This window comes from Agarivorans sp. QJM3NY_33, assembly GCF_050870865.2.
Taxonomy (GTDB): Bacteria; Pseudomonadota; Gammaproteobacteria; order Enterobacterales; family Celerinatantimonadaceae; genus Agarivorans.
Map to the genome: position 1 here is coordinate 3,281,792 of NZ_CP194039.2, position 19,453 is coordinate 3,301,244.

Sequence of the window (19,453 nt, forward strand, 5' to 3'; positions counted from 1 at the left end):
TAAGTTAATAAACTACAAACTTTCTAAAAATCTCTACTCGCTAGTAGATACTAGCGAGCTTTATTAAATTCGCCAGCGGCTTTCACAAACCCGGCAAATAATGGGTGTCCATCACGCGGGGTAGATGTAAATTCAGGGTGAAACTGTGAAGCAACAAACCAAGGATGAGCAGGGTTTTCGATGATTTCCACTAGTTTCTTGTCTGCCGACAAGCCGGTCACTTTTAGACCTTTTTTGGTGATCTTTGGCAACAAGGTATTATTCACCTCATAACGATGGCGATGACGTTCATAAATTTCTAAACTACCGTACAATTCTGCAACTTTAGAGCCCTTAGTTAAATGGCAAAGCTGAGAGCCAAGGCGCATTGTACCACCTAAATCTGAATCAACATTCCGCGTTTCTCGTTTGCCATCTTCGTCGATCCACTCGGTAATAAGCCCAACCACGGGTGCCGATGATTCCGCATTAAACTCGGTAGAATGGGCTTCTGTCAAGCCAGCCACATTCCGCGCATATTCAATTAAAGCGACTTGCATCCCCAAACAAATACCAAGGTAAGGTACGTTATTTTCACGAGCATATTGCGCAGCTAAAATCTTACCTTCTACACCACGCTCACCAAAACCACCAGGCACTAAAATAGCATCTAAGTCTTTAAGGACCTCAGGTCCTTTTACTTCTAAATCTTGAGAATCGACATATTGAATCTTCACACTTAAGCGATTCTTAAGGCCAGCATGTTTCAAGGCCTCATTCACCGACTTATAGGCATCAGGTAATTCAACATATTTGCCAATCATGCCAATCACAATCTCATTCGTTGGATTCGCTTCTTCGTAAATGACTTGTTCCCATTCACTTAAGTCGGCTTCAGGACATTCAATACCAAAGCGATTGGTGACCAATGCATCTAAACCCTGAGACTTCAGCAAAGCGGGGATTTTGTAAATACTGTCGACGTCTTTCAGCGAGATAACCGCGCGATCGGGTACATTAGTGAACAAAGCGATTTTGGCGCGTTCGTTAGCTGGAATCGCTCGGTCACTCCGGCAAATCAAAATATCGGGTTGAATGCCGATAGAACGGAGTTCTTTCACGGAGTGTTGAGTCGGCTTCGTTTTTACTTCACCAGCCGCCCCCAAATAAGGCACTAAGGTCAAATGCATATACATCGCGCGTTCACGACCAATTTCAGTGCCTAACTGACGAATTGCTTCTAAAAACGGTTGTGACTCAATATCACCCACCGTTCCACCAATTTCCACAATAGCAACATCAACACCTTCACCACCTGCGACAATCCGTTCTTTAATCGCATTGGTAATATGTGGAATAACTTGGATGGTAGCACCTAGATAGTCGCCACGACGCTCTTTACGCAGGACGTCTTCATAGACGCGTCCCGTCGTGAAGTTATTACGCTTAGTCATTTTGGTACGAATAAAACGCTCATAATGACCTAAATCTAGATCGGTTTCGGCACCGTCTTCAGTCACAAATACTTCGCCGTGCTGGATCGGACTCATAGTACCGGGATCTACATTGATGTATGGGTCAAGCTTCATAATGGTCACTTTAAGACCACGAGCTTCTAAAATGGCAGCCAGCGATGCAGCGGCAATACCTTTACCCAAAGAGGACACTACGCCTCCGGTGACGAAAATGTATTTTGTTGTCATGTCGAACCTGAGAAGTTGGATGTGTTAAGGGCGTATCTGCGATACTTGGACGGGGGCATAGTATAGCAAAGCCTCTTTAACACCACAATCGATGTCACTCTATCAAGACTAAGTTTTAGTGTATTTGTTGTAAATCAATTTTTGTAATTTTCTTTCACTTTATCCCACAAGGCATCCATCTCTTGCAGGCTCATGCTGTCAAGTTGCCGCCCTTGGTTTCTTGCCAAAGCCTCTACACCACGAAATCTTCGACTAAATTTATGATTCGCTTGGCGTAACAGCGCTTCAGCATCAAAATCGCAAACCCGTGCCAAATTTACGCAAGAAAACAACAAATCGCCAATTTCTTCGGCAACATCCTGCCGCTGTTGTTCGTCGATAGCCTGTTCGACCTCCGCCAATTCTTCTTTAACCTTGTCGATCACCGGAGCGACGCTGGGCCAGTCGAACCCCACATGAGCACAGCGTTTTTGTAACTTTTGTGCTCGGCTCAAAGCTGGCAATGCTTGCGGCACATCATCTAACACGCTTGGTGCGTGATGATGAGACTTATTTGCCCGCTCTCGCACTTTCTCGGCTTCCCAGTTAACTTTTAGCTGGGCATCATCCAATTGGATTTTTTGTTGCTGATTAAAAACATGTGGATGACGGCGGATCAATTTTTCGCAGAGACCATCAACCACCTCAGCAAAGTCAAAGTCTCCTTGCTCTTGAGCAAACTGAGCGTAGTACACCACCTGAAACAGTAAATCACCAAGCTCTAACTTTACTTCAGCAAAATCACCAGAATCCAGCGCTTGGTGAATGGCTTCTACCACCTCGTAAGTCTCTTCTACAGTATGTGGCAAGATAGATTGCCAATCTTGTTTAAGATCCCAAGGACAACCACACTCGGGGTCACGTAATTTCGCCATAATGGCGAGTAAGGTATCAATACGATAAGGACGTTGCAGCATAGAGTTCAAAATTTCCTAAGGATTATTAGCCTTTCATTTTAAATTTTCGATAGCTTCAGATAACGCTGGCGATTCATCACTCTAGCACTTACATAAAGTTCTGGTTAATGAGGCTATTTTCAACATCCTACGATGCGAAAATAGCCCTCGATGATTAGCGTAAACGCCGCGCTTCAATAATATGATTAAGTTGATTTATTTTGGACAATACCCGAGACAGAGTATCGAGATTATAAATTTCAATTTCCATATCGATGGTTGCCGTCTGACTCTTGACGTCAGAGTGACTCTGCATCCCCATAACATTCACCTTATCATTCGCCAACACGGTAGTAATATCCCGCAACAACCCACTACGATCGTTCGCCACAATGCGAATTGTAAGGTTATAACCTCCCGAGTAATTTTCGCCCCATACCGCGTCAATCACACGTTCTGGTGTGCGACTATGCAATTCAGCAAGTTGTTCACAATCAACATTATGAATTGAAATTCCACGCCCCTGGGTAATAAAGCCTTTAATTGAGTCACCGGGTATCGGTTGACAGCAACGAGCAATATGAGTCATAAGATTCCCAACGCCATCCACCACGATGGAGTCTTTTGCCCGCTTCTTCTTCTGTCCATGGTGCTCGGCTTTCTTCGTGATAGTTTCCAGCGCTTGACGATCAAGTTCTTCCGCAGAAGGCTTATATAGCGTCGCTTGCAAATAATGAATCAATTGATTCAGTCGCACATCACCTGCACCAATAGCGGCTAATAAATCTTCTACAGTTTTCACATTGAAACGCTCAAGACAATGGTCGATATCACTCATTTTAAAACCGTGGCGATTGAGCTCTGCCTCAAGTAAATCTTTACCCGCCAAGAGGTTTTTATCTTTATCTTGCTTCTTAAACCAAGTGGCAATTTTATTACGCGCCCGAGAAGACTTTACAAAGCCTAGATTAGGATTGAGCCAATCACGGCTAGGGCTCGATTCCTTTTGGGTAATAATCTCAACTTGTTCACCTGTATGTAATTGATAGGTAAAAGGCACAATCCGCCCACCAATCTTAGCGCCAATACAACGATGACCGACTTGGCTATGCACGTAATAGGCAAAATCAAGCGGTGTTGAGCCAGCGGGCAAATCAATCACTTCACCACTAGGGGTAAAGACATAAACGCGGTCATCAAATACTTGTGAACGTAACTCTTCAAGCATCGCACCATTTTCAGCGATATCATCCTGCCAAGCCAGTAACTTACGTAACCAGGCAATCTTATCTTCGAAGTCGCTGCGCCCACCAGTTCCGCCTTCTTTATATTTCCAATGCGCCGCAACCCCGAGTTCAGAATCTTCATGCATCTGCCGAGTACGGATCTGTACTTCGATAGATTTACCTTCTGGACCAATGACCACCGTATGGATAGATTGATAACCATTCGGTTTAGGGTTGGCCACATAATCATCAAATTCGCTAGGAATATGATGCCAAGAAGTATGTACGATGCCTAAGATGGCATAACAATCTTGTAGCTTCTCAGCCACGATACGAATCGCCCGTACATCAAACAATTTGTCGAAAGACAAATCTTTCTTTTGCATCTTTCGCCAAATACTATAGATGTGTTTGGGTCGACCATACACCTCGGCATTAATACTGGAAGCTACGATATCCTGCTGTAATTTGGCAACAAAGTCTTCGATATATTGTGTGCGCGCAATCCGCTTTTCATCCAATTGTTTCGCGATTTGTTTATAGGTATCGGGATGCAGATAACGGAAGGTAAAGTCTTCAAGCTCCCATTTGAGTTGACCGATCCCTAAGCGATTTGCTAACGGAGCGTAAATATCTTTGCTTTCTTTTGCGGCCAATACACGAACTTCTTCCGATTCATTTTTAACTTCGCGTAAAAAACAGATCCGCTCTGCCAATTTAATCACGATGGCTCGCACATCGCCTACCATCGCGAGCAGCATTCGTCTCACGTTATCGATTTGTGTCGAAGATAAATTTTTATTTTGCCCGGTATGTAATACCTTCATCGCATCCATTTGGGCAGCATCAAATTGCAACTTAATCACTTCTTCAGAAAAATACTGCGGCAGTTGCTCTTTGCTTAATAGGCCGCTATCCACGAAAGGAAATAACAAAGCAGCTTCCAAGGTCGGTAAATCCATGTTGAGTGTTACAAGGATCTCAACCATCTCCTTGCCCTTCGTCAGACAGATATGGATCTGCTCTTTTTCGGCATCTAAAGCGCGATAAAAATTAGTGGAGCCAAATAAATGCTGCTGGTCTTCAAGCGCAATGCCAAGGCTTTCTACCCATTGATTTTCATCAAACAACAACTGTTGATTAAGATGCGTTTCTCTCACCGAGACCATAACACTACTGTTCCTTATTTTGGTCGCTGACCACTTTTATCTTGTTAAAGTTAACGTTCAAACAGAGCCATTGTCTCGATATGCTCTGTCTGAGGGAACATATCAACAACCGCGAGCTTAACCATTTTATAGCCAGCTTCTTTTAGCACCTTGGCATCTCTGGCCAAGGTTGCAGGATTACATGACACATATACTACGGTGCTTAGGCCAAGCTTGGCAACCTGAGTTATGGCCTGTTTTGCTCCCGCGCGGGCCGGATCAAGAAGTACTTTGGTGACTGCTCTCGATTGCCAAAACTTGGCTGTCTCGGGCTGTTCCAAATCCCCACAATAGGCACTGATATTCATTAAGCCATTACGCTTGGCGTTATCCATCACCCGCTGACTCATCGCAGGAACGCCCTCGATAGCAATCACTTGTTTCGCTCGTTGCGCCAAAGGCAAACTAAAATTCCCGATACCAGAGTATAGGTCGAGCACTACATCTTGTGGTTTAAGCTTTAGCCAAGCCAAGGCTTTATTAATCATCAGCTGATTGATAGTGACGTTCACCTGAATAAAATCACCGGGGTGAAAGGCTAAATCAAGCTGCTGGTCATGCAAAGTATAATAAGCTTGCTCGCCAGTGAGCCAAGTATGCTGCTCGGCTTCGGTAAGCAGCATCGCAAAATTAAAACGCTCAGCGATTGCCTGTAATTGAGTTTGCCACTTTGCAGCTAAAGGCTTCGTTAAGCGCACCCGACAAACCACCTTGGGTTCGCAATCAATCAACTCAACATGACCCAAGCCGACATTTTTGGGCCAGCCTTTAAGTAAAGCCTGTAAAGGCTCGAGTAAAACCGACAAGTTCTTACTCAATACCAAACAATCACTAATGGTCACCAATTGTTGACTGCCTTTTTGTCTAAAACCAAGCTGCCAACCAAGAGACTTATCATACCAAGTGCTCAGCCGAGTTACTCTGCGATAATGCCAATCATCGCCACTCAATAGTTCCAGCGCTGTCATCTCTGGGTAGCCCGACAATCGCGAAATCAACTGCGCCACCGCTCTTTGTTTATACTGCCGCTGTGTGGCCGCGTCCAAATGTTGGACACTACAACCACCGCATTGTTGATAAAACTGACAAATTGGCGAGATACGCTGTGCGCTGTCCTTGAGTCGTTTGATTAGCTTTGCTGGTCCAGACTTATGGCTCGGAAAAATATTGACTCGCTCACCGGGCAACGTATTGGGCACAAAGTAAGTTTGCCGCCCCGCTCTTACAATGCCGTGTAAGTGATGATCTAATTGCTCGACTTGACAATCATCGATCCTCTTGAGAGAGGTGGTCTTGGGTTTTGCTTTAAAAAATTGCGCCATAGAAGAGACTTATTTTACCAGTGAATACAAAAAGAGATGGGCTTATGTCATCATAGCCGATTGGAACCATGTCATTTTCCCATAAGAAACGTTTATGACCAAGTATGGCTTACGTGCCCGCGTATATATTCTTACCATTATCCCCACGCTTATTGTGGGAATTTTGCTTGCTAGCTACTTTACGTTTAATCGTAATCAGCAATTAGATAGCTTCGTGATTGAACAGGGAGTTAACGTTATTGAGCCCTTAGCTATCGCCAGCGAAGTGGGCTTAAGTCGTTATAATCGAGAGCGAGTAAAATCACTAATCAGCGTCACCCACCGAAAAATGTCGCCTTTAATTAAAAGCATCGCCGTTTACGATAAACATAACCAATTATTTGTTACCAGTAATTACCATCGTAATATTCGATTGTTGCAAAGCGATCCCGAACTGCCCTTGCCACAATCTACCCAAGTCGAAATTTATCCGGATAAAATCATCCTCCGGGCCCCAATTTGGGCCGAAGCTGAAGGCAGCTTCGCCGCCTTTGCCGATGGGAAACCCGAATTACTCGGTTATATCTCGATGCAATACAATAAAGACCGAGCATTATTGTTACAGTTTCGCGACACCACCGTCGCACTTTTCATCGTTCTGTTTGGCGTATTGATCAGTGTTTTATTTGCGTTCCAATTAAGTAAGCAAGTCACCCAGCCCATCACCAACATGGTGAATATTGTTGACCGGATCCGCCAAGGCCGTTTAGATGCGCGGGTTGAAGGAAGTTACACTGGTGAACTAGGTTTGCTCAAACACGGCATTAATTCGATGGCAAAATCACTTGCCGAATACCACGAGGAGATGCATCAAAGTATTGATCAAGCCACTAGCGATTTACGAGAAACCTTAGAACAAATTGAAATTCAAAATATTGAACTCGATATCGCGAAGAAAGAAGCGCAACAAGCCGCTAAAGCCAAATCGGAATTCCTCGCCAATATGAGTCATGAGCTACGAACCCCATTAAACGGAGTGATCGGTTTTGCCCGACAGTTGCTGAAAACATCTTTAAATCATAACCAAGCTGATTATCTACTCACCATTGAGAAATCAGCGAATAACCTATTGGCAATCATTAACGATATCCTTGATTTTTCTAAGCTTGAGGCTGGCAAATTAAAACTTGACCGTACCGAGTTTAATTTACACGATACGCTAAACGAAGTTTTAACATTGTTAGGGCCAAGCGCCCAAGACAAAAAGTTAGAACTAAATTTACTGATCGAGCCTAACGTCCCTGACGGCCTGCGTGGTGACCCATTACGTTTACAGCAGGTATTTACCAACTTACTGGGTAATGCCATTAAATTTACCCATAAAGGACAAATTACCGTTAGTGTTGGTTTGGCGAAACAACAAGGCCAGCAAGTGGTATTGCACGCCAGCGTTCGAGATAGTGGTATTGGGATCTCTAAGGAACAACAGTCACAATTATTCCAAGCCTTTAAACAAGCCGATACTAGTATTAACCGCGAATATGGCGGTACAGGTCTAGGTCTGGTGATTACTCAAAAACTAGTCCAACAAATGGGGGGCGATATCCGACTCAGCTCTGAACCAGAGCAAGGCTCGGAGTTCACCTTTAATATCCACCTAGAATTAACCGACATGGTATTAGGGGCACCGCTGCCGATGCAGGCTTTGGGGCAGCTATCAGTATTGCTTTATGAACCTCATCCGGTGAGCCAAGAAGTGATTCAAAGCTTGAGTCAACAATGGCAACTGTCATTCAATAAAGCCACCGATCAACCACAATGGCAGCAAGCCCTGCAACAACACTATGCCAGTATCTTGATTGGTCATAGTGATTGGCAAGACTTAAAACCACTTCTGAGCAAAATCAAGCAAGCTAAACAGCACTGCGACCAAGTCATTGTATTGATAAATAGCAGCGACCCCGATATTCATCAACGCATTACAGATGCAGGAGCCAAGCACTGTATCAGTAAGCCTGTGAACCACCGTAAATTAGCGCAGGCCCTAGTCGATCAACATACCGATCACCCGCCAATACTGGCCCCCATGCCTTCGCCATCACGCGCCAAATTGATACTAAGAGTATTAGCTGTAGACGATAACGCCGCCAACTTAAAACTCATTTCCGCAATGCTGCATGAACTCGTGACAGAGGTGGATACCTGCAGCAATGGCCTTGAAGCAATTACCCGTACCGAAACCCAGGCTTATGACTTGATCTTAATGGATATTCAGATGCCGATCCTCGATGGAATTAGCGCTACCCAAAAAATCCGTCAACAGAGTAAAAATCAAGAAACGCCAATTATTGCAGTTTCAGCCCACGCCTTAAATGGAGAAAAGGCCCAATTGCTGCGTCAAGGGATTGATGATTATCTGGCAAAGCCAATCGACGAATCGTCTTTAGAGCAAGTGATTCACCGTTGGCAACCCAACGCCAGAGTCATCACAGATAGACCCTTGGAATCCTCTAAACAGCTGAGCTCTACTGTTGAATTCGAACATGCGAGCCTTTCCTGGAAACTCGCCATGCAGCGATCGAATAATAATCAAGCTTTAGCCATCGATATGCTGAATATGTTGCAGCAAAGCTTTCCCGAAATGCAGAGTAACATCGAGCTAATTTTGGCACAGCAGATCAGTTGCAGTGAATTTATTGCGGTCATCCACCGCTTTCGCGGAGGATGTGCTTACAGTGGTTGTTTGCGTCTTGAAAACCTGAGTGCGACTATCGAAGAAAACTTACGCCAGCATAATGATGTTAAGCAAGTGGAACCTGAATTACTCGAATTAAATGATGAGATAGAGAAAGTCCAACAAGCTGCCGAACAACTGATGGCGGCATTCGCTTAAATCGATATTCAATATATAAAAAGCCGCAACTTACAAGATGCGGCTTTTTTGTTGGTTAAATATCGGTTTGACTTTGTTGATCTTTTAGGAAACGCCCGGTCAATATTTGGCCGCGATTCCGCTTACAATACCAATTGTAAAAAGGGTAACTCACCAGCCCAAAAATAGCCGTCACCAAAGCATTGCTAAAGGGAGAGATAATCATAGGAAGCAACACCTGAATTACATTCCCCCCTTGGCTTAAGGTGTAAATCACTAAGGCTAAACCAGCAATAATACCGACCCCAAAACCAACTAAGGCCATGAGTTTCATCAAACCGAATAAATCTAGCTGTACTCGATATCGCTCAATCAATTTTTTTCTCCAAAACTTAACGCTCCAAAATTACCGTCGCAACGGCGTACTCACGTTCATCACTAATACTAATAAATTGGCTGGTGACTCCTAACTGTTCAACTAACGCTAAGGCCGCCCCATAAAATTGCAGTACCGGTTTGCCTAAGGCATCGTTACTAACTTCAATCTGCTGGAAACCAACTCCGTTGGCAATCCCAGTCCCCAAAGCTTTTGCAGCGGCTTCTTTGGCTGCAAAACGTTTCGCCAAAAAGCGTTCTGCGGCATGCGTGTTTTCAAAACGTTGATACTCGGCAAGCGTGAGAATGCGCTTCGCTAAACCCGCCAACTGCTTGCTCTGCGCAATTCGAGCCACTTGCACAATATCGGTGCCCAAACCAACAATTGCCACTAATTAAGCTTCCGCTCTACGAGCTTGCACCATTAAGGCTTTCATTTCACGAACCGCTTCACTCATGCCGACTAACACCGCGCGAGCAATAATGGCGTGACCAATATTTAGCTCAATAACTTCAGGCATAGCGGCTATCGGCAATACGTTGTGATAATGCAAGCCATGACCTGCGTTCACTTTCAGGCCTTTATCACTGGCGTAACTCGCTGCCGCTGCAATTTTTTTAAGCTCCGCTTGCTGCGCCGACTCCGTTGCAGCATCGGCGTAGTGACCCGTATGCAGTTCAATAAAAGGTGCGCCTGAGGCAACAGCTGCATCAATCTGTTCATCATCGGCATCGATAAATAATGAAACGAGGATGCCTGCTTCTGTCAATTTTTCCACAGCGGCGGTAATTTTCTCAAGCTGGCCGACTATATCCAGCCCCCCTTCCGTGGTCAGTTCTTCACGTTTTTCAGGAACTAAGCAGACAAAATGCGGTTTATGCTGGCAGGCTATTTCAATCATTTCATCGGTCACAGCCATTTCTAAATTAAGTCGGGTTTGCACCGTTTGGCTCATGATCGCCACATCACGATCAATAATATGCCGGCGATCTTCTCTCAAGTGAATGGTGATCCCATCGGCGCCTGCGGTTTCAGCGATACCCGCTGCTAATACAGGATCGGGATAAGTGGTTCCACGGGCTTGACGTAAAGTAGCGATGTGGTCGACGTTAACGCCTAATAATATTTCACTCACGAGCTTTCCTTATTCAACAATGCGGTTAACGAACCGCTTTATTGGTTGTTTTAATTTGTTTAAATAATGCACGACTAGTCAATTCACGTCCATTAAGTAATTGTGCAATGACGATACGACAAAAGCGTTTAGCACAGGCCAAATGTTCTGCCTGCTGAGCATCAAAGCTCAGCAACATCAGCACTTCTTGATAACTAAATCCAGCGTTCACAGGAGCCAATGGGCTAGCAATAAATCCCTGCTCGAGACGATATTGATAACTTTGACCTTGAATAAAACCGCTTGGTTCACTTAAAGCAAAGCCGAGTTCGGCGATCAACTGTAATTCAAAGCGACGTAAACTCGCCTCCAAAGGTTGTTGCTTCGCCAATGCCAGTAAACTCTGCTGATATTGTTGATACAAACGAGGATAAGCAGTTTTTTCCTCCAGCAAGTAATATAACAACTCATTTAAGTACAAAGCGCTATATAGATGCTCACCAAATAATGGAAAAGCCAAGTTGGTCGCTTCCGCCTGAGTTAAATTAGCTAACTCCGTCTTTCCCGAAAACCCCACCAGTAAAGGAACTGCGGGTTGTAAGATAGCCCGCCAGCGAGAACGCTTTGCCCTCGCCCCTCTGGCCACCACACTAATTTTCCCTTGTTCCAGGGTAAACAACTGAACCAATAAACTGGTTTCACGGTAGGGTCGAGTATGCAGCACAAACGCGGGGCTAAGCGCTAACTCTGACAAAACTTAGTCGTCTCCGTAACCTAAACTACGCAAGGCTCGTTCGTCATCAGCCCAACCAGATTTAACCTTCACCCACATCTCAAGGAATACTTTGTTATCAAACAATTTTTCCATATCCAATCGCGCTTCTTTACCAATGGTTTTTAGCTTTTCGCCTTTATTCCCGATAATCATTCGTTTTTGGCTGGGCCGCTCAACCAAAATAAGTGCGTTAATTTGGTAAACCCCATTCTCTTGCATTTTAAACTGCTCAATCTCCACGGTAGTGGAATAGGGCAACTCTTGACCAGTAAACCGCATTAACTTCTCTCTCACAATTTCGGCAGCCATAAAACGCGAAGAGCGGTCCGTAATATAGTCTTCGGGAAAGAAGTGCACGTTTTCCGGTAATGTTTGCTGAGCCCACTCGCGCAGCTGCTCAACATTCTTGGCTTGTTTAGCAGAGATAGGCAAAATATGAGAAAACGAATATTTCTCACTCATCGCCTGCATATGTGGGAACAGCAATTCTTTATCTTGAACGTTATCCACCTTGTTAATCGCCAGCACGACAGGCACTTTTAAATGCCGCAATTTACCCAGAACTAATTCATCATCGGCGGTCCATTTAGTGCCTTCAACCACAAAAATCACCATCGACACATCCCCCAAAGAGCTGGTTGCGGCGCGGTTCATCAAGCGATTTATCGCGCGTTGCTCTTCGATATGTAAGCCTGGCGTATCTACAAAGATAGTTTGATAGATATCATGAGTATCGATACCTAAAATTCGATGCCGGGTGGTCTGAGGTTTTTTAGAGGTAATACTGACTTTCTGACCCAACAGGGTATTCAGCAAGGTTGATTTACCCACATTCGGTCGACCAACAATTGCCACAAAACCACAGCGCGTATCATAGTTCATCGTAAATGCTCCAATACCAACTCTGCGGCAACTTGTTCGGCCTTGCGTCGACTGGTACTGGTGCCAATAATCGGTTTATCTAAACCAGCCACGCTGCAGCTCACGGTAAATTGTTGGTTATGTGCTTCCCCCTTAATCTCAACCACTTGATAATCAGGTAAAGCTTGCTTACGAGATTGCAAAATTTCTTGCAAGCGCGTCTTCGGATCTTTTTGACTCAAACCCGGCTCTATTTTATTTAAACGAGGTTGGTACCAACTCAGGAGCAATTGCTTCACGGTTTGGGGGTCACTATCTAAATACACCGCACCAATGATCGCTTCAACTGCGTCGGCTAAAATCGATTCACGACGAAAGCCACCACTCTTTAATTCACCGGGGCCTAATTTAATATACTCGCCTAATTCAAAACTACGCGCTAACTCTGCGAGAGTTTTCCCCTTCACTAAAGTAGAGCGCATTGGACTCAGATCGCCTTCAGAAACCTTAGGAAAACGCTGATACAGTTCTTCGGCAATCACCCAACTTAATACCGCATCACCTAAAAATTCGAGACGTTCGTTGTGAATGCCTCCGGCACTGCGATGAGTCAAAGCCAACGTCAACAAATTAGCATCTTCAAATTGGTAACCAATGATGCGCTGCAGGCGTTCCTGATTGTTGCTATTCATCATGACCCTTTTACTTGATCGCGCCAATGCGATTAAATCGAACCCCAGTTGGGATCCATGTTGGCAAAAATGAATCTTTACCACGCTCAAACTCGAAACTAATCCAGATCGCGACCGCTTTACCTACTAAATTATGTTCTGGCACAAAGCCCCAGTAACGACTATCCATACTGTTGTCTCGGTTGTCTCCAAAAGCCAGATAGTGCCCTTCAGGTACGATCCACTCATCTTTAGCAGTCCCTGGCTGCTGGTAAAAGGAGTGCACTCGGTCAGGAGCCGCAGGGTTAATCAATATTTCGTGATTGACCTCGGCTAACTGCTCTCGATAATTTTCAAGTGGCATTAAGCCTTGCTTAAAGCGTCCAGAAACCTCAAAGTCTAAGGGTACAGGGCGCAACTCTGGGCAAGGCTCTTTTTCACATTTTTCTTGAATAAACAATTGTTTATTACGGTAAATGATACGATCGCCCGGTAAACCCACCACACGTTTGATATAGTCAACGCGGGGATCTTGAGGATATTTAAAGACCGCCACATCACCCCGTTCTGGATGACCGGTTGGTACTAAAGTGGTGCGAGTCACTGGATCTTTTAAACCGTAAGCAAACTTTTCAACCAAGATGAAATCCCCAACCAATAAGGTTGGCATCATCGAACCCGAGGGGATCTGAAAAGGTTCATAAATAAACGAGCGTAAGATCATCACCAAGGCGATCACCGGAAATACCGAGCTGCAATTTTCTATCCAGCTCGGCGCGTTACTAATCGTTTGCTCCGCATTGCTGGGTAACTCACCCCCAGCAGCAATTCGAGCATCTTGCAGCTTAAGCTGTCGCTGTTTTGCCCAATGAAACTTGTCTAAAGCCCAAACAACACCCGTTACAAATGTTGCGATAACTAAAATAAGCGGAAATATAGTGGCCATATTAGTCCTTTCCAATATGTAGAACAGCTAAGAATGCTTCTTGAGGTACTTCAACATTACCCACTTGTTTCATTCGTTTCTTACCTGCTTTTTGTTTAGCGAGTAGTTTTTTCTTACGACTTACATCTCCGCCATAACACTTCGCAATCACATTTTTACGTAACTGCTTAACCGTTGAACGAGCAATGATATGCATGCCTATCGAAGCCTGAATGGCAATATCAAACATTTGCCGAGGGATCAGCTCTTTCATCTTATCGACCACTTGCCGACCTCGAGACTCAGAGTGGTCTTTATGAGTGATAAGCGCTAGGGCGTCAACACGATCACCATTAATCATAATATCAACCCGCACCATACTCGCGGCCTGAAAATGTTTAAAGTTATAGTCCAGTGATGCATAACCGCGGCTGGTTGACTTAAGTTTATCGAAGAAATCGAGCACCACCTCCGCCATTGGAATTTCATAGGTTAATGCGACTTGCTTGCCGTGATAAGCCATATTAGTTTGTAAACCACGTTTTTCCACACATAGCGTAATCACGTTGCCAAGATAATCTTGCGGCACCAAGATATTCACTTCGGCAATCGGTTCGCGAATTTCAGCAATATTATTGGTTGGAGGTAACTTGGCTGGACTATCTACAAATAACTCTTCGCCATTATTCATCACCACTTGATAGACCACGGTCGGCGCGGTCGTGATCAAATCGAGATCATATTCCCGCTCTAAACGCTCTTGGATAATTTCCATGTGCAGCATCCCTAAGAAGCCACAACGGAAACCAAAACCTAAGGCAGTAGAATTCTCCGGTTCATAAAATAACGATGAATCATTTAAGCTTAACTTACCGAGCGCATCACGGAAGTTCTCGTATTCATCTGAACTGGTGGGAAATAAGCCCGCATAAACCTGAGGTTTAACCTTTTTAAAACCAGGTAATGCTTCAGTAGAACCATTTTTTAAGGTCGTAAGCGTATCTCCTACCGGCGCCCCCAAAATATCTTTAATACCCGCGACGATGTAACCCACTTCACCGGTTTTTAATACCCCGGTACTGGTTTGTTTCGGTTTGAAAATGCCCACTTCATTGACCACATGAGACTGACCTGTAGACATCACAAGCATCCGCTCGCCAGCTTTCATTTCACCATTAGTAATGCGAACTAACGAGACCACGCCTTGATAGTTATCAAACCAAGAGTCGATAATCAGCGCCTGCAAAGGCCCTTCACTATTACCGACTGGGGGCGGTACATCGCGAACAATCGTTTCCAATACATCTTCAATGCCTAAGCCAGTTTTAGCCGAGCATACGGTGGCATCAGTCGCGTCGATCCCAACAATATCTTCAATCTCTTCAGCAACCCGGTCTGGGTCAGCTTGCGGTAAATCGATTTTATTCAGAACTGGAATAACTTCCAGATCCATTTCCATCGCGGTATAACAGTTGGCGAGAGTTTGAGCCTCTACCCCTTGCGCTGCGTCAACCACCAATAAAGCACCTTCACAGGCCGCCAAAGAACGAGAGACTTCATAGGTGAAGTCGACGTGCCCTGGCGTATCAATAAAGTTGAGCTGATAAGTCTCACCGTCTTTAGCGATGTAATCTAAAGTGACACTTTGCGCTTTAATGGTGATTCCGCGTTCGCGCTCAAGATCCATAGAATCTAATACCTGAGCTTCCATCTCGCGCGCACTCAATCCACCACAGTGCTGAATTAAACGGTCAGATAGGGTCGATTTACCATGGTCAATATGGGCAATAATCGAAAAATTACGAATATTCTTATTTATCAAGGGGGTACCTATGTAAAATCATTGGCTAAAGAATCAAATCTTGCCTTTCTAAAAAATGCGGCAATCGCACATTATATCGTTGACGCGGATACTACCACAATCCATCAAGATCCAAAAAAAATGCGCGACTATTTCAAGGGGATCAGATCCCAGTGAAAGAGAGCGATTGCTCTCTGCTGTTGTAAATTGGTTCGAATTCCAGGCTTTTTAATCGCGGCGAAAAGCACATTAGCAAGAAGGCTAAGCCAATATCGCTCATTAAACAGTAAAAACGATTGAATACAATGCTTCGAAAAACGCTGTTAGCCATTCTACCAATCTAACTCACTATCTGTTCATTCTTGCGGGCCTAAATCACCACGAGCCGCGTGATATAACTTGTAATCAGAGGCACCAGTTACAGGATTATTCAGTCCTGTAACAACGATTGCGAATCGATCATTTTACACAAATCAACAACCAAGCTCGCTAAAACTAACACTAAAGATCATCCGACGAGTGCCCCCGCAAGCTTAAAGAACTTAAATTTGTATTTTACACCAAATAAATAACGATAAAACTTGAAAGCACAGTTAGCAAACGCTCGTAAATTGGGAAATAAAGCAAGCTAAGGATCATTACGCCACAGAAGTAGCTAGCTTAAACAAGTCAACAATAACCTTCACTTCCTCTAAAAAAGAAAAATAATCCGCGCATTTATATCGAACAAAAACTGTAATAAATACTTAACCTCAACGCATCATAATTCACAATTAATGACAAGAATAAAAACAACCAAAGAGATTTCTAGATAGCAGACTTAATGATATTTCCTTGATAAAAAACAGTTATTCAGTTCGAGTTTGCGAAAAAACATACAAAACATCAAACTAATTGATCTAAATCAACAAAATAGCCAATCCCCAGATAGCTAAATTTTGTCTAAATATGTAAATTAGACTGTCCTAATGTAGGACTACATTTAACCCTCGGAGTCGGTTTATGGATATTATTGAACTCTCACGATTGCAGTTTGCATTCACCGCGATGTACCACTTCTTATTTGTCCCACTCACCCTGGGTATGACCTTTTTACTTGCCATCATGGAATCTGTTTATGTGATGACAGGTAAACAGATTTACCGAGATATGACTAAGTTTTGGGGCAAACTATTTGGTATTAACTTTGCGCTGGGAGTAACGACTGGTTTAGCCATGGAATTCCAGTTTGGTACCAACTGGTCCTATTACTCACATTATGTGGGCGACATTTTTGGTGCGCCATTGGCAATTGAAGGCTTAATGGCCTTTTTCCTTGAATCAACTTTGGTTGGTTTATTCTTTTTTGGTTGGGATCGGCTGACTAAAGTTCAACACTTAGCGGTAACTTGGCTGGTTGCATTGGGCTCTAACTTATCGGCATTATGGATCTTAATCGCCAATGGTTGGATGCAAAACCCGGTCGGAGCAGAGTTTAACTACACCACCATGCGCATGGAAATGACCAGCTTTGCTGAAGTGGTATTTAATCCAGTCGCTCAAGTAAAATTCGTCCATACGGTATCTGCGGGTTATGTGACTGGCGCAATGTTTGTATTGGCCATTTCAGCTTGGTACATGCTTAAAGGCCGCGACTTAGCCTTTGCTCGCCGCAGTTTTGCCATTGCAGCTGCCTTTGGTCTTGCCTCTTCAGTGTCGGTGATTATCCTTGGCGATGAATCAGGTTATGAATTAGGCGATGTGCAACAAGTGAAGCTCGCCGCCGTTGAGGCCGAGTGGGAAACTCATCCAGCCCCCGCTGCATTTACTCTGTTTGGCCTGCCAAATAGTGAAACACAAACCACAGACTACGCAATAAAAATTCCCTATGCATTGGGCCTTATTGCGACACGCTCGGTTGATGAGCAGGTATTAGGTCTCAAAGACTTGAAAGAAATCCACCGCGAACGGATTGTCAACGGTAAAGAAGCCTATCGCTTATTACAATTACTAAGAGCCGGAGATACCACAGAACAAACCAAAGCCGCCTTTGAAGTAGTCAAACAGGATCTGGGGTACGGACTATTGTTAACGGCCTATACAGACAATCCAGCCAACGCAACCGATCAACAGGTACAATTAGCCGTAGACAACAGTATTCCCCAAATTGCGCCAATGTTTTGGTCCTTCCGCATCATGGTCGCCGCAGGCTTTTTGATGTTGTTGGTCTTTGCACTCGCCTTTTGGTTTAGTGCGAAACGGATTCAACACAAACCGAAATGGTTCTTAAAGATGGCTTTATTTAGTTTACCTTTGCCGTGGATTGCCTGTGAAGCTGGTTGGTTTGTCGCTGAATATGGTCGTCAACCTTGGGCCGTTGGTGAGGTACTACCAACGCATTTAGCCGCCTCATTACTTACACCGGCGGAAATTTGGATCAGTCTAGGTCTAATTACCACTTTATATAGCATATTCATTGTCATTGAAGTTTGGCTAATGCAACATTTTGCACGGAAAGGCCCCTCATCATTGCATACCGGTAAATACGCCTTAGAAACGGATCAACTTGGAGAGCTATAACATGGATTATGAATTTTTAAGATTTATCTGGTGGCTGTTAATCGGCGTACTACTGATTGGTTTTTCTGTTACCGATGGCTTTGATATGGGCGTCGGTGCCCTATTAAAAGTGGTTGGTAAAAACGATGAAGAAAGACGCGTCATGATTAACAGCGTTGCTCCCCATTGGGATGGCAACCAGGTCTGGCTGGTTACGGCTGGAGGAGCACTATTCGCCGCTTGGCCACCAGTTTATGCGACAGCATTTAGTGGTTTTTATTTGGCGATGATCTTGACTCTGGCCGCGCTATTTTTACGACCTATTGGATTCGATTATCGCTCCAAATTAGACAATACAAAATGGCGTAGTAATTGGGACTGGGCTCTCACCGTTGGTTCAGCTGTTCCGCCCATTATCTTCGGGGTCGCTTTTGGTAATTTATTACAAGGGGTTCCATTTCATTTTGACGAACTTCTACGGATCCATTACACAGGCTCATTCTTTGCGTTACTGAATCCCTTCGCCTTACTAGTTGGAGTTCTAAGTTTGCTGATGTTTGTCAGCCAAGGCGCTGCTTATCTGCAAATGAAAACCGAAGGTGTCATTTTGCAACGAAGCCAATCTATCGGCGTTATTGCTGGCTTTGGCGCAACGCTAATATTTGTGCTTGCAGGTCTTTGGTTACATATGGGGATCGATGGGTATACCCTTACCAGTACCATTGATACCAACGCGATTAATAATGTAGTGGCTAAAACTGTAGAGGTTCAGCCCGCAGCATGGCTCAGTAATTTTTCCAAGTACCCTATTTTATGGCTATTTCCAATTTTAGGTGTGGGCGCATTCTTATTCACCGGGCTATTTAGCAAGATGGGCAAAGGTGCCATTGCATTTGTTTGCTCCTCGCTCGGCCAAGCGGGTGTTATTATGACTTGTGGCATCGCGATGTTCCCATTCATTATGCCATCGAGCTCGCGACCCAATCATAGTCTAACCATGTGGGATGCAACGTCTAGCGAACTCACTCTCAAAATTATGTTTGTAGTCGCCTGTATTTTTGTTCCCATCGTATTGGCTTACACCATTTGGTGTTATGTCAAAATGTTTGGTCGCCTCAATGAACAAACTATTCGTGATAACTCTCATTCACTATATTAAGGAGCATTC

Annotated in this window: 15 protein-coding genes; 3 read left to right on the forward strand and 12 right to left on the reverse strand. The window is 44.3% G+C overall.

Features of this window, described 5'->3' with window-relative positions; genetic code table 11:
* Window positions 1-50: 50 nt before the first annotated feature.
* The 4 genes from ACRRSY_RS14770 to rlmD form a co-directional block, all read right to left on the reverse strand.
* On the reverse strand, window positions 51-1,682 hold the full coding sequence (locus ACRRSY_RS14770; RefSeq protein WP_432463564.1) for a CTP synthase: 1,632 nt from the start codon (window positions 1,680-1,682) through the stop codon (window positions 51-53).
* Window positions 1,683-1,816: 134 nt separating this feature from the next.
* Complete coding sequence (gene mazG, locus ACRRSY_RS14775) at window positions 1,817-2,638, reverse strand: nucleoside triphosphate pyrophosphohydrolase (RefSeq protein WP_432463565.1); 822 nt, start codon at window positions 2,636-2,638, stop codon at window positions 1,817-1,819.
* Between the two features lie 154 nt (window positions 2,639-2,792).
* Complete coding sequence (gene relA / locus ACRRSY_RS14780; RefSeq protein ID WP_432463566.1) at window positions 2,793-5,012, reverse strand: GTP diphosphokinase; 2,220 nt, start codon at window positions 5,010-5,012, stop codon at window positions 2,793-2,795.
* Between the two features lie 50 nt (window positions 5,013-5,062).
* Window positions 5,063-6,373: a 23S rRNA (uracil(1939)-C(5))-methyltransferase RlmD gene (gene rlmD / locus ACRRSY_RS14785; protein WP_432463567.1), complete on the reverse strand. Its 1,311-nt coding sequence runs from the start codon at window positions 6,371-6,373 to the stop codon at window positions 5,063-5,065.
* A gap of 94 nt (window positions 6,374-6,467) precedes the next feature.
* Here rlmD and barA point away from each other — a divergent pair, with 94 nt between their 5' ends.
* Window positions 6,468-9,245 carry a two-component sensor histidine kinase BarA gene (gene barA, locus ACRRSY_RS14790; RefSeq protein WP_432463568.1) on the forward strand — a complete coding sequence of 926 codons (2,778 nt, stop codon included), beginning with the start codon at window positions 6,468-6,470 and terminating at the stop codon, window positions 9,243-9,245.
* 55 nt (window positions 9,246-9,300) lie between these two features.
* Here barA and ACRRSY_RS14795 read toward each other — a convergent pair whose 3' ends face one another.
* Genes ACRRSY_RS14795 through lepA form a run of 8 tightly spaced genes read right to left on the reverse strand, consistent with a single transcriptional unit; the run spans window position 9,301 to window position 15,768 of the window.
* Window positions 9,301-9,600, reverse strand: coding sequence for a hypothetical protein (locus ACRRSY_RS14795; RefSeq protein ID WP_432452475.1), 300 nt, complete (start codon window positions 9,598-9,600; stop codon window positions 9,301-9,303).
* A 16-nt stretch (window positions 9,601-9,616) separates the two neighbouring features.
* A complete protein-coding gene (gene acpS, locus ACRRSY_RS14800; protein ID WP_432452474.1) occupies window positions 9,617-9,991 on the reverse strand; it encodes a holo-ACP synthase in 375 nt (124 codons plus the stop codon).
* A gap of 3 nt (window positions 9,992-9,994) precedes the next feature.
* A complete protein-coding gene (gene pdxJ / locus ACRRSY_RS14805) occupies window positions 9,995-10,735 on the reverse strand; it encodes a pyridoxine 5'-phosphate synthase (protein ID WP_432452473.1) in 741 nt (246 codons plus the stop codon).
* Between the two features lie 25 nt (window positions 10,736-10,760).
* A complete protein-coding gene (gene recO / locus ACRRSY_RS14810) occupies window positions 10,761-11,468 on the reverse strand; it encodes a DNA repair protein RecO (RefSeq protein ID WP_432452472.1) in 708 nt (235 codons plus the stop codon).
* 3 nt (window positions 11,469-11,471) lie between these two features.
* Entirely contained in the window at window positions 11,472-12,371 is a 900-nt protein-coding gene (gene era, locus ACRRSY_RS14815) for a GTPase Era (protein WP_432452471.1), read from the reverse strand.
* Window positions 12,368-13,042 (reverse strand): ribonuclease III, encoded by a 675-nt coding sequence (gene rnc, locus ACRRSY_RS14820; protein WP_432456165.1) that lies wholly within the window; start codon window positions 13,040-13,042, stop codon window positions 12,368-12,370. Before rnc ends, era begins: the two co-directional genes overlap by 4 nt.
* Window positions 13,043-13,052: 10 nt before the next feature.
* Window positions 13,053-13,967, reverse strand: coding sequence for a signal peptidase I (lepB, locus tag ACRRSY_RS14825; protein WP_432452470.1), 915 nt, complete (start codon window positions 13,965-13,967; stop codon window positions 13,053-13,055).
* Window position 13,968: 1 nt separating this feature from the next.
* Window positions 13,969-15,768, reverse strand: a complete 1,800-nt coding sequence (gene lepA / locus ACRRSY_RS14830; RefSeq protein WP_432452469.1) for a translation elongation factor 4 — start codon at window positions 15,766-15,768, stop codon at window positions 13,969-13,971.
* A 981-nt stretch (window positions 15,769-16,749) separates the two neighbouring features.
* On the opposite strand from lepA, the gene ACRRSY_RS14835 reads away from it, so the two are divergent.
* Together ACRRSY_RS14835 and cydB are read left to right on the forward strand one after the other, a co-directional pair.
* The gene (locus ACRRSY_RS14835) at window positions 16,750-18,306 is read left to right on the forward strand and encodes a cytochrome ubiquinol oxidase subunit I (RefSeq protein WP_432452468.1); all 1,557 of its coding nucleotides are present in this window, start codon (window positions 16,750-16,752) and stop codon (window positions 18,304-18,306) included.
* Between the two features lies 1 nt (window position 18,307).
* The gene (gene cydB / locus ACRRSY_RS14840; RefSeq protein ID WP_432452467.1) at window positions 18,308-19,444 is read left to right on the forward strand and encodes a cytochrome d ubiquinol oxidase subunit II; all 1,137 of its coding nucleotides are present in this window, start codon (window positions 18,308-18,310) and stop codon (window positions 19,442-19,444) included.
* Window positions 19,445-19,453: the final 9 nt, after the last annotated feature.

What these genes read in the sequence shown, in the direction of transcription:
- rnc (WP_432456165.1), bottom strand. Translation starts at nt 13,042, where the DNA reads ATGAATAGCAACAATCAGGAACGCCTGCAGCGCATCATTGGTTACCAA.
- relA (WP_432463566.1), bottom strand. Translation starts at nt 5,012, where the DNA reads ATGGTCTCGGTGAGAGAAACGCATCTTAATCAACAGTTGTTGTTTGAT.
- ACRRSY_RS14835 (WP_432452468.1), top strand. Translation starts at nt 16,750, where the DNA reads ATGGATATTATTGAACTCTCACGATTGCAGTTTGCATTCACCGCGATG.
- cydB (WP_432452467.1), top strand. Translation starts at nt 18,308, where the DNA reads ATGGATTATGAATTTTTAAGATTTATCTGGTGGCTGTTAATCGGCGTA.
- rlmD (WP_432463567.1), bottom strand. Translation starts at nt 6,373, where the DNA reads ATGGCGCAATTTTTTAAAGCAAAACCCAAGACCACCTCTCTCAAGAGG.
- mazG (WP_432463565.1), bottom strand. Translation starts at nt 2,638, where the DNA reads ATGCTGCAACGTCCTTATCGTATTGATACCTTACTCGCCATTATGGCG.
- era (WP_432452471.1), bottom strand. Translation starts at nt 12,371, where the DNA reads ATGAACTATGATACGCGCTGTGGTTTTGTGGCAATTGTTGGTCGACCG.
- lepB (WP_432452470.1), bottom strand. Translation starts at nt 13,967, where the DNA reads ATGGCCACTATATTTCCGCTTATTTTAGTTATCGCAACATTTGTAACG.
- barA (WP_432463568.1), top strand. Translation starts at nt 6,468, where the DNA reads ATGACCAAGTATGGCTTACGTGCCCGCGTATATATTCTTACCATTATC.
- ACRRSY_RS14770 (WP_432463564.1), bottom strand. Translation starts at nt 1,682, where the DNA reads ATGACAACAAAATACATTTTCGTCACCGGAGGCGTAGTGTCCTCTTTG.